The sequence below is a fragment of the Wocania ichthyoenteri Th78 genome (genome assembly GCF_000789235.1).
Taxonomy (GTDB): Bacteria; Bacteroidota; Bacteroidia; order Flavobacteriales; family Flavobacteriaceae; genus Wocania_A; species Wocania_A ichthyoenteri.
Map to the genome: position 1 here is coordinate 2,822,708 of NZ_KN525716.1, position 12,377 is coordinate 2,835,084.

At 30.2% G+C, this 12,377-nt stretch carries 5 protein-coding genes and 2 pseudogenes; 6 read left to right on the forward strand and 1 reads right to left on the reverse strand.

Annotated elements, in window-relative coordinates; genetic code table 11:
- The first annotated feature begins 398 nt into the window (after positions 1–398).
- The 6 genes and pseudogenes from RG22_RS12270 (at position 399) to RG22_RS12290 (ending at position 8,024) form a co-directional block, all read left to right on the forward strand.
- Positions 399–2,078 (forward strand): hypothetical protein, encoded by a 1,680-nt coding sequence (locus RG22_RS12270; protein WP_156113380.1) that lies wholly within the window; start codon positions 399–401, stop codon positions 2,076–2,078.
- Between the two features lie 15 nt (positions 2,079–2,093).
- On the forward strand, positions 2,094–2,576 hold the full coding sequence (locus RG22_RS12275; protein WP_034043684.1) for a hypothetical protein: 483 nt from the start codon (positions 2,094–2,096) through the stop codon (positions 2,574–2,576).
- A gap of 314 nt (positions 2,577–2,890) precedes the next feature.
- Positions 2,891–3,249: pseudogene (locus tag RG22_RS18285) on the forward strand (ISAon1 family transposase N-terminal region protein).
- Positions 3,250–3,323: 74 nt separating this feature from the next.
- Positions 3,324–4,217, forward strand: coding sequence for an ISAon1 family transposase (locus tag RG22_RS12285; protein ID WP_420804778.1), 894 nt, complete (start codon positions 3,324–3,326; stop codon positions 4,215–4,217).
- Positions 4,218–4,239: 22 nt separating this feature from the next.
- Positions 4,240–4,416: pseudogene (locus tag RG22_RS17685) on the forward strand (ATP-binding protein); the annotation flags it as partial.
- 266 nt (positions 4,417–4,682) lie between these two features.
- Positions 4,683–8,024, forward strand: coding sequence for a glycoside hydrolase family 2 TIM barrel-domain containing protein (locus RG22_RS12290; protein WP_034046044.1), 3,342 nt, complete (start codon positions 4,683–4,685; stop codon positions 8,022–8,024).
- An 80-nt stretch (positions 8,025–8,104) separates the two neighbouring features.
- Here RG22_RS12290 and RG22_RS12295 read toward each other — a convergent pair whose 3' ends face one another.
- Positions 8,105–12,175, reverse strand: a complete 4,071-nt coding sequence (locus RG22_RS12295; RefSeq protein ID WP_162183648.1) for a response regulator — start codon at positions 12,173–12,175, stop codon at positions 8,105–8,107.
- Positions 12,176–12,377 lie beyond the last annotated feature (202 nt).

Consider the following 12,377-nt stretch of genomic DNA (forward strand, 5'->3'; position numbering starts at 1 on the left):
AGAATGAGGTGTTTAGTGTCTTACTACCTTTAAGCTCATAACCCGAAGGTCACTGGTTCGAGTCCAGTTCCCGCTACTAGAAAAGACAAGGGTTTCAAGAAATTGAAACCCTTTTTTATTTCTCTGTACAACATATGTACAACATGTGTGTGTGGCAATGAATTAATTCTTACCTTTAACTAAGTGGCACAAATCAGGCTAACTATTTAAAAGCAAAATTACGGATTTCCCGTAAGAATTCTTTTTGACTTTCGAAAAGCATTTATACTATCAAGAAACAATTGTAGGAATTAAGATTATATTTTGTAAGTTTGATTTTATAGCAAATTATCCCTAAATAGATTAATCCTAAATAGCATACGTAAAATTTATTAACTTTTAATTAATTGTATATGCACATGAAATTTTATTTAAAAAACACTCTCAAACTTGGAATTCTGTTCTTTGGAATATCCTTAATGCTTATTAATTGTCAAAAAGAAAGTGTTGAACTACCACAAGATGGCTCAGAGATTACTGTAAAGATTATAGGCTTTAATAAGGTACAGTCAAATGATAAAGCATTAAACAAACTCAAAAAGGTTTCTTCCAAAAACAATTCTAAAACCTCAAATATTAATAGAGATATTTTTTATAATGCCGAGTATGGATTTTCTATAAATACAGATTATGTAAAGTATATCGAAAAAGAAGATTATCATTCTTATAATTTTTCTATACTAAGAGATAACCCTAATACTAATAAATTAGAAAATCTATTATTATCACTTAATAGCGATGGTGGTTATAATGCTTACATTGTAACCTATGGGTTTACGAAAGAAGAGTTCAGAAATGAAGTGTTTAATAATTTAGATACAGATTTACTAAGTAGTAGAACTACACAATATCAATTAATTGATTTTGATTCATCGTTTTTAAATAAAGGATCAAAATCGCAAACATCAAGTGCAAAAGGTGGTTGTGTTGAAGAGTGGGTTGTTGTAGAGATAGACCCAGGTGATGAAGGCGAGCTAGTAGGTGCGGGTAATGAGGAAGATCCAGAGTTTATGTGGGTTTTGAAATCATCATATTGTTCTCCTGGAGGTGGGGGTGCTACATCTGGAGGTGATGGAGGTGGTGGTCCTTCTGGACCAGGTGGTGGTAGTTCAAGTGGAGGAGACACATCTAGTGGCCCAGGTACTGATGATACAATATCTTCTCCAATTAATCAAGATGGAAGTGATGATGAATGTGTTGCAGCGCTCGATGTGCTTAATGCTCATTATAGTAGAAGCTCTCCATTTACTGTTGATCTAAAAGAGGTTATAAAGACACCTTGCGATCAAATTTCTACAGATGATGTTGTAAATGAAAAATTCATATGTATTTATAATAAACTCACAAAATCTTCAAAATTTAAGAATTTGTTTGTAGATACCTTTGGGGAAAGCGATAATATTAATGTAACTTTTAAAGTTGTTGATAGCATTTCTGGTGCAAATGGAACTACGGGAAAATTACCAAATTCAATAAACAGTATAAACTCTAAAACAGGGGAAATTACTTTAAATCTTTTAATTAAAATAGATGAAAGTTATATCTCATCTAGTTCGGCAATTGCAGTTGCTAAAACTATTTTACACGAGTCTATACATGCTTATTTAATATTAAAACATATTAAATGTAATGTTGGAACGCCTTTTGATGATATTATCGAGGAAATTGATGATAAAAAATTAGATGAATTATTAAATTATTATTATGATTCAGCTTGTCCAGTAGAAGAACAACATGAATTTATGTTTGATTATATGATTCCAACGATGGCAAATATATTGGATGACATTAAAGACGACTTGATTCCAGAGAATCATCAAACAAATGCAGAGAGTGAAACATTTATAGATTTAAGTAACCCGAATGGACCAGAAATTCCTTGGAAATGGAGTGAATTTTATAACTATTTGAGTATGTCAGGATTACAACAAACTGATGCTTTTCTATGGAAAATTTCCCCAGGCTCAGATGAAAAAGAAAATTATAATCATTATATAAGGACTGGAATACAATCATTTAAAAAAGAATGTGTAGATTAATAAATATCGAAGTTTATGAAATATTTAATAATAACGGCTTTGCTTTTTTTTACATCATTAACTCTCTTTGCTCAGAATTTAGATGATATAAAAAAAACAGATGTATTAATTGTTTACTTTGAAAATGATAGAAATTCATTTGTTGGCAGAGAATATGATAAAAAGAAAAATAATATTGAAACAATATTGTACAAATATTATTCTATTAATAATGAGGATAATACACATACTCTTGTGTTGTGTTATAGAACCTATATGGATTTCGATGCGCAATTTAAAGGAGAAAAAGCTTTAGTGCTACCTTTAAATAAAAGTTTTTTGAGAAAGAATAAAGATATAATTTTAACTAAAAAATTTATGGATAAAATCGGATTTTCTGAAACTTTAAGTTTGTTTAGTAAGGCAAAAACGATATTGCTAATAGATAATAATGATAGTGTGAATAATAAACTTGTTCTAAAAGAAGTTAAATACTTTAATACTAACCCAATAGAATGAAAGTTTAATTTTTTTGTTGTGACTAGGTGAGATCAAAACAAAAAAACAAAATTTAGAACAATTTTACTTTGCTTTATAAGCACTACTATTTTCTCATAACCCGAAGGTCACTGGTTCGAGTCCAGTTCCCGCTACTTGTAAAAAGTCTAACAGGATGAAAATCTATTTGTTAGACTTTTTTATTTTACAAAGAACCCCTGAAACAACCCCTGAATTTGATTTTTATCACTTTTTTGACTTAATTATGGATCATTCTCAAAAGTTGTGTGTAGATTGAAATAATATTTAGATTTTTGCAAGAAAACTAATTTAACTTGGACAATTATCTAGACCTTCTGAAACTTATTCTTCCTGAATTTTTAATCAATCACTTTGACTTAATAAAAAACACTAAGAATGGTGAAGTGATGCATCTTTATTTTGAAGAACGAAATACACCTCCAAAACAAGAGAGTAACGGCCAACTTATAGCTCATGGTTTCCATAAAGAGGTGACCATACAAGATTTTCCCCTTATAGGCAATAGGTCTATCTTTATGTTAAACGCCGTAGATGGCTAGATAAATCAACTAAAGCAGTTGTACAAAGAGATTGGAATTTAGTAGCACAGGGAACTCGTATGACAGATGAGTTTGCTGCTTTTTTAAAAGAAATTAATCGATACCAAGGCTAGTGATTATCATACTATAGCAGGGTTTTATAATGTCAACGGAAAGAAGTTACAAAGACAATATCGTGATTACTTGAGTGAATTTAAACAATGGAAAGAAAAAGACACATGCCAAAGAATGGTTGGTATTCCCAGAGAATATTGGAGCTCATTTATCTATCGATGAAACCGCCTTATCTAAAGGAGAATTATATACTATCATAACTAACAAAAAAGCCAAAGGAAAAAAAGGAAGTATTGTCGCAATATTCGCTGGAACCAAAGTAGAGCCCATCATAGAACAGCTACTCAAGATATCTGCAAAGAGAAGAGCTAAGGTTAAAGAAATAACATTGGATATGGCTAACTCAATGAAAACTATCGCTAGAAGATGCTTCCCTAAAGCCATGCAAGTAACAGATCGGTTTCACGTACAAAAACTAGCACTAGAAGCGCTACAAGACATTAGAATCAAACACAGATGGGATGCTATAGATCTAGAAAATGAACAAATAAAACAAACTAGAGCAAATAACAAAAACTACATACCACAAGTATTTGACAACGATGATACAAGAAAACAATTATTAGCCAGAAGCAGATATCTACTCTACAAATCGCCTTCAAACTGGACAAAAAACCAATATCAAAGAAGCAAGGTATTATTTAAGGAGTACCCAGATATTAAGCTTGCTTTTGACTTAGTGCAAGGACTCAGAAATATATTTAACTCGGCAAAATCAATAGAAATAGCTTATACAAAACTAGCTCATTGGTATAAAGATGTGGAACAAACAGGATTTAGAGCATTTAATACAATCGCTAATACCATAACCATTAATTACAGGTCGATATTGAATTACTTCATAAATAGAAGCACTAATGCTTCCGCAGAATCTTTTAATGCCAAAATTAAAGCCTTTAGAGCACAATTTAGAGGTGTCAAAAATGTTGAATTCTTTCTCTACAGATTAACCACAATTTTTGCTTAAACACAACAATTAGTCTTGATCCGATAGACATGGCAAACGAACTACCATTATAGCTTCTCAATTACCTGTAGAGGCTTGGCATCAAATTATTGGAGAACAAACTATTGCAGATGCCATTTTAGATAGGCTAGTTCACTCTGCTCATAGAATAGATATAAAAGGAGAATCTATGAGAAAGAAATTAAGAAAAAAACACTAAATTTAAACCACAAACGAATCAACTTTTAGTACTTCATTTACACTGCTCACTTTGACCGCCCTATCCAATAGGGAGTGTAATTTTGTCAAAAAAGGCCATGAATTGGTCAAATACATCTTTAAATTATTTTATTATATATAATTGTTTTTTATTGCGATATAGATAAAATAATAGTTTTTTTTATAGATACAGTAAATCTTCTCTTTATGAGGGCTATTGTTTTATTAGCAAGAGTGTTTAAAGTAAATAATTAAATGATTATGGAAATGAATTTAATACAAAAATTGGTTTTACTTATAATGGTTTTTATACAACTTATAAGTTATGGTCAAAAATCAGACCCAATTAATAATTATAAAGACTACATTGAAAATGAAAAAATTATTTCTGAAAATAAACTAGATGCGCATAACTCTTTTGTGTCTTACACTTCTGAAAGCAATGCTTTATCCAGTAATGCAACTTATCAAAAATCATTAAATGGTATTTGGAAATTTAAATGGGTTAAAAATCCTAAGGATAGACCTACAATATTTATGAATTTAGATGAAGATGTTAATAATTGGAATAACATTAAAGTTCCTGCTAATTGGGAAATTGAGGGGTTTGGTATTCCAATTTATGTGAATCATCAATATGAATTTGCCGATTATAAGGCGCCAATAGCTAATGATATTGAGTTCATTGATAGAGTTTATCCTAAGAATCCAGGTAATGTACCTGATAATTATAATCCAGTTGGTTCGTATAAAAGGTCATTTCATTTAGAATCTACTTGGGAAAACAAAGAAGTGTTTTTACATATAGGAGCTATGAAATCAGGAGGTTTTGTATGGATAAACGGTATCTATATTGGGTATTCGCAAGGAAGTAAATTACCTGCTGAGTTTAATATTACTAAAGCTCTAAAAATAGGAGAAAATAGTATAGCCATTCAAATTTTTAGATGGACAGATGGCTCTTATTTAGAATGTCAAGATTTTTGGAGAATAAGTGGTATTGAGCGTGATGTTTATATTTATGCACAGCCTAAAGTTCGTATTCAAGATATTGAAGTTAAATCTGTTTTAGATGGTGCATATAAAAATGGAGTTTTTGAATCATCAGTAACTGTTCAAAACCATAGCTCAAAGCAGCAGCCAATACAAGTTAGTTACAAGATTTTAGACGAACAAAGCAAAGTTTGTGCATCTAACATTGTAAAGACAAAGGCATCTGCAAATGTAAAACACGTTGTAAATTTTAGTGGAGTAATTAAAGATGTAAAGCAGTGGAGTGGAGAACACCCAAATCTTTATACATTGATAGTAGAACTAAAAGATAAAAAAGGGAAAACCTTTGAAGTTGTTCCCCAAAAAATAGGTTTCAGAACTGTTGAAATAAAAGGAGGATTACTTTTAGTAAATGGACAACGTATTACGTTAAAAGGTGTAAATACTCAAGAACATAACCCAGAAACAGGTCATGTTGTTGATGAAAAACAGATTTTAAAAGACATACAACTTTGGAAAGAGAATAATATTAATGCTGTTAGATTGAGTCATTATCCACAGCAATCTAAGTTTTATGATTTATGCGACAAGCACGGAATTTATGTAGTAGATGAGGCAAATATTGAGTCGCATGGTATGTATTACGGTAAATATTCTTTAGCCAAAAAAGAAAGCTGGGAAAAGGCTCATGTAGACCGAATGATACGTATGGTAGAACGTGATAAAAATCATCCGTCTGTAATTATTTGGTCCATGGGAAATGAAGCAGGAAATGGTATTAACTTTTATGAAGGATATAAAGCCATAAAAGCACATGATATCACAAAGCGTCCTGTGCAATATGAAAGACCTTATAAAGACACAGACGGCAATTTATTGGATATGGATTGGAATACGGATATTATAGTCCCACAATATCCATCTCCAGCTACTTTTGAGTATATAGGAAAACATAAAACAGATCGCCCTTTTATTCCTAGTGAGTATGCCCATGCCATGGGAAATAGTACAGGTAACTTTCAAGATTATTGGACTATTATTGAACAATATGATAACTTACAAGGTGGATTTATTTGGGACTGGGTAGACCAATCCATTTGGAAAACCAATGAGAAAGGCGAAAAGTATTATGCATATGGAGGTGATTATGGTAAGAATATGCCAACGGATAATTCTTTTTTAAATAACGGAATTGTATTTCCTGACAGAACGCCCCAACCTGCATTGCACGAAGTAAAAAAAGCCCAAGAGTTCATCAATTTTAAAGCTCGTGGTTATACGAGGCAAAACGAACTGCGTATTTTTTTAGAAAACCTTTATGATTTCACAAATTTAAATCAGTTTAATTTTTTAGTTGAAATAAAAGCTGATGGTAAAACTCTAAAAACATTACATATCAATTCTGTTGATGTTGAACCACATATTGGTAAAATGTTAAGAGTGAGTTTAGACGATATTGATTATAAAGATAATACCGAGTACTTTCTTGAAATAAGTGCATTAACCAAAGAGAAATGGGGTTTATTACCTAAAGATTTTCTTGTAGCTCATGAACAGTTTGACCTTGATGTAAAATACAAAACATCAATGTCTAGTAACGAGGTGAATTTTGAGCTAGAAGTAGATGAACATAATAAAAGCATCACTGTTTTTAATAAGGACATGAGCTTGGTATTTGATAAAGGCATTGGACGTATAACATCTTTTGTCTATAAAGGCATGGAGTTATTAAAAGACGGAAAAGGACCGATACCAAATTTTTGGAGAGCACCGACAGATAACGATTTTGGAAATAAAATGCATCTTAAAAATATAGAATGGAAAAAGGCATCATTATTTCTTGAAATCTCTAAAATTAACGTTACTAAGTCAGATAAAGGAATGGTTGTTTTAGATGTAGCATATACGTTACCAGGAGTTGAAACTACATTTGTATCTAAATATACGATTCATGGAAATGGTGTTGTTAAAATAGAGAATACGCTCAATGCAACCAATTATAAAGCTGATATTCCTCGGGTTGGAATGCGTATGCAATTATTACAAAAGTTTAATAATATGACTTACTTTGGTAGAGGCCCTTGGGAAAACTATCAAGACAGAAATAGTGCGTCATTTATAGATTTGTACACATCAAAAGTTGAAGATCAATATGTGCCTTACATTAGGCCACAAGAGAATGGTTATAAAACAAATGTGCGTTGGGTGGCTTTATCAGATGAAAGTGATAATGGTTTACTGGTTGTGTCAAGTAATGTAAAAAAGGGATTAAGCATAAGTGCATTGCACATGCCTAACGAAGATTTTGATACATCTGTAGGGTTAAACTATAATGCGAAAATAGATGTAGATGAAGCGTACCAAATAGATGGTATTCCAGAGGTAAATGCGTCCAAACATACTATAGATATAAAACAGCAAGATTTAGTGCAGTTAAACATTGATTTGGAGCAACGTGGTGTTGCTGGAGATGATAGTTGGTATGCTAAACCACAAGAACAATACTTAATATCTGGAGATAAAGTACATCAGTATAGTTTCTTTTTGATACCATTTATAAACTTTACTAAACAAAATATGATAAGCCAGTCGAAGTTATATGTAAATAAAGATTAGCATATTTATTATATTGTAAGAGGTGTTTGGTACCATCTTAAGACTTGTACAGTTTATCTGAGAGGTAATGTCTTTACTTTTTAAGAGGGGTTAAAATATGCTATGTCAATATTATTTTGTTTTAGGTATTTTTCAATATCATCCTCATTAATCACCTCATTTTTAAACTGCTTTGGAGTGATTTTAAATTGACTTTTAAAGCTTTTAGAGAAATATTTTGGATTGTTAAATCCAACCATATAGGCTACTTCTGAAATGTTATAACCATATTTAACTAAAAGAATTGCTGCTTTTTTAAGTCTTAATTGACGTATATAATCAATAAGGCTTAAACCTGTTAGCGTTGAGCATTTTCTGTATAGACTTGAGTGACTCATATTAAGTTTATCAGATAGTTCGTCTACTTTAAAATTTGGGTCGTTTAACCGTTCATTTACAATATTATTTAGGTTTTCTAAGAAAACTTCATCTTGAGATTGTCCAATTTTAATTTCTGGTTTATTAATAAGTTCTTTACGGTATTTAGATATAATATATTCTTTTCTTATTAAAGTGTTTTTAATTTTTAGAAGTAGCTCATTAGAGTTAAAAGGTTTGTTTATATATTCAATAGCACCAGCTTTTAAACCTGTTATTTTAGTTTGTGTGGAGTTTTTTGCGGTTAATAAAATAACTGGTATGTGCTTTGTTAAACTGTTTTCTAAAAGCTTTTCACAAAGTTCTATGCCATCCATTTCTGGCATCATAATATCACTAACAATGAGGTCTGGTATATTGTTTTTTGCATGATAGTAACCTTGTTTGCCGTTTTCGGATAGTAAAACATTGTATTGATCTGAAAGTAATTGCTTTAAAAAGTTTTGAAGTTCAAAATTATCTTCAACAACTAAAATTGTTTTTTTATTGCCATCAAAAACAGATGTTTTATTGAAACTTTCTAGTTCTAAAGGTTCTATTTTTTCAACTTCTTTACTTGATGTGATTTTTTCATTATCTAAATAAGCATCTTCTGCCACTGGTATTTTAAATGTAAAAGTTGTGCCTTCAGATTTTGAACTCTTCACCTTTATTTTTCCTTTGTGTATATCAACAAGTTCTTTAGTTAAGGCTAGACCTATTCCTGTGCCTTTTATTTGGTTGTTGGTTCGGTAGAATAATTTAAAAATACTTTTGAGTTCGTTTTGTGGAATGCCAAAACCAGAATCTGTTACCGAAATCTTTACAAATTGTTTTTTGTTAACTGGTAATACATTGAGTTGTATATTGCCTTCTGTTGGGGTGAACTTAAAGGCATTATCGATTACATTATACAGTATATGCTCTATTTTTTCTTTGTCATACCAAGTATCATTTAAATTTTTTGGACAATTAATATTAAAATCTATTTTCTTAACTCTTGCCAATTCTTTGAATGATAAGCAGATATCATTAATGTTTTGATATAAATTATTTTGAGTTACGTTTAGTTTTAATTTTTTTAGTTCTTTATTTCTTACCAATGTTAACTCTCTTGCTATTCTCGATAATCTTTGTGCATTATTTGAAATTACACTTAATCGTTCTTTTAGAAGCAAATTACCGTTGTCTTCAGCACGTTTCAGCATGTCTTCTATTGGGCTGAGGATTAATGTAATTGGCGTTTGAATTTCGTGAGACATTTTTGCGAAAAAAGTCATTTTAGCATTATTAAGCTCCTTTTCTTTTTTTCTACTAATTTTATAAACTAATAACTTTTTATTTAAAATAAACCATTTTGTGATGGCAAAAATTAGGATAGACAGTAATACAAGATAGATAAAATAAGCTATAGGAGTTTTCCAAAAAGGTGGTGCTATAATGATTTTAATTTCTTTTTCTAAAATTCCAGAGGATTGGTTTGTTTCGTTGGCTTTAAATTTAAGTGTGTAATTTCCTGGGGGAATATTCGTATAGGTAGCAATACCTTCTGAATAAGAAGATTTCCAATCTGTATCAAAACCAATTAATTTATATGAATAATGATAATTAGAATTCAAAATATTGTTAATTGCAGAGAATTTAACTGAAAAAGAGGATTGGTTATTTGTTAAGTGTAAGCTGTTTAAATTGAAGATATCAGATGTTATTTGATTTGGAATAATATCTTTAGCAGGTTTATTTAGTATATCTATATTTCTTATAAATAAATTACCTTTAGAGGGCGTTTTTTTTAATTTATCAGGATTAAAATAGTGCAAACCTTTATTGCTTCCAAAATAAATAATGCCATTGTCATCAATAAATTTACTTCTTTGAATGTGATTGTTTTCTTGTAAACCATCAGAGGTATAATAAGATATAAAGTCTTTTGTTTTTACATTAAAATGATGGATACCATTAGAAGAACTTAGCCATAAACTATATTCATCTTGAGCTATCACTGCCGTAAAATCATAAACCTGATTAGGAGATAAATGTTTGAAATCAATAAATTCTTTAGTTTTTGTATTAAGCTGGATAAGATCAAAATCCTCGTTTATAAACCAAATTTCATTGCGCTCGCCTAAGCACATGTCAATAACTCTAGGTCTGGTGGTATTCTTTAAGTCTTTTAAGTAGTTTGTAAATGAAGAGTTTTTAATATTATTAGTGTCTTCATTAAATTTAAATAGACCTCCATAAAGTTGTCCTATCCAAATTTGGTTGTTTTGATCTTCAATAATACTTTCGAAATTACCTCCATTGAGTCCATTAGTATTGTTTTTAAAACTGGCAATCAAGGTGTTATTACTAGAAAAAATATTTAGTGCAACATTACTACCAACCCATATGCGGTTTTTAGAATCTGTAAAAACGACACGCACATCAGTAGCCAATTGATTTAAACTATTACTAACAGCTATGTTTTTAAATTGTTGTGTTTCGTAGTTATATTTCCATAAACCGTTTCTGTAGGTGCCTAACCAAATATTGGCATTATTATCTTCGGTTATGGATTGGATATAAAAATTGTTGTCTAAATCATTAAAAAAATCTTTTTCTTTTTGATTATGGTCAATTCTAACTAAACCATTACCATCTGTCCCTATCCATAAATCACCTTTACTGCTTCTATAAGTGCTTAATATTTTTAAAGGAACACCATGAATAGAACCTTTATGGTAGTTAATATTTTCTGTTGGTTTAGTAATGACATTTATGGTGCCCTTTTTTGTAACAAGCCATATATTTTTATTCAAGTCTTCACTGATACTGCCTACAGTATTGCTACTTAAAGAAAACTCATTAGGGTATTTATACTTGAGTACATTAACTTGACCCGTCGTACCATTAATTATATATAATCCACCACCATCTGTCCCTCCCCAAATAAACCCATTACTATCGCAATATAGATGTATAAAAAGGTCTTTGCCAATATTCTTAATACTGCCTTTAAGTAATGTATCTTGTATAAATTCTTTTTTTAGAATATCATAAACAAATAACCCATGTGTTTCAGTACCAATCCAAAGTCTGTTTTTTGCATCAGCTAAAAGTTTTACACCTACAGGGTAACCTATAAAAGGGCCTGTAAGTTCATTTAACATGTGGGTTTTTAAGGAGTAATTAAATATTTTTCCTTTAGAGGTACTTAGGTAAAATTCAGTATCATTTCCTAATGCCATATCTATTATTTCATTATCTTTTTTATGGATATTAGGAATTGTGAAAATTTTCTCGATTTTATTATTGAAGTAAGTGAATACCTCTCCTGTTACTGAAGCTATAAGCAACCCTTTTCTTACTGGCTTTATAGAATTTATTGGCTGTTCAATAAGAGTATCTAAATATGTAAAAACTCCTTTTGTAGTGTCGTATTTTGATAGAAGGCCATTATTGCTTTTTATCCATATGTTTTTGTTTTGGTCTGAATACATTCCATTTATTCTGTTTTCAGATGATTTTATCGAAAATATGTCTTCGTTTTTTATTAAAGTATAAGAGTGTCCATTATATTTTAATATGCCCTTATCTGTAGACATCCATATATTCCCAATTGAATCTTGAGAAACTTCTTTAATAGAAATGGGAAGATTATTATACTGCGGTTCAATATGCTTTATAATTACAGAATTTTGAGCAACTGAATTAATAGTACAATAAATGGAGAATATAATATAAGTTAAGGCTTTAAAATGCTTTGATCTCATTATGGAATAACTTTTCTTTTTTTTGTTCCAGATAAAGGTATTAATATATTTTTCAATAAGTGTTGTTATGCCCATATCAATTATGGGTATGTTTTACGCAAAAAAGGATTCTTTTTGGTTAAAGATATCTTCTAATATAAAAAAAAATAATAAATTGTTTGAGCTTGATTAATAGCGAGTTGTGTTAATGTCTCAATGAGAA

Bases quoted from the DNA above. Each gene is read 5' to 3' on its own strand.
- RG22_RS12270 (WP_156113380.1), top strand. From the start codon at position 399: ATGAAATTTTATTTAAAAAACACTCTCAAACTTGGAATTCTGTTCTTT.
- RG22_RS12295 (WP_162183648.1), bottom strand. From the start codon at position 12,175: ATGAGATCAAAGCATTTTAAAGCCTTAACTTATATTATATTCTCCATT.
- RG22_RS12290 (WP_034046044.1), top strand. From the start codon at position 4,683: ATGAATTTAATACAAAAATTGGTTTTACTTATAATGGTTTTTATACAA.
- RG22_RS12275 (WP_034043684.1), top strand. From the start codon at position 2,094: ATGAAATATTTAATAATAACGGCTTTGCTTTTTTTTACATCATTAACT.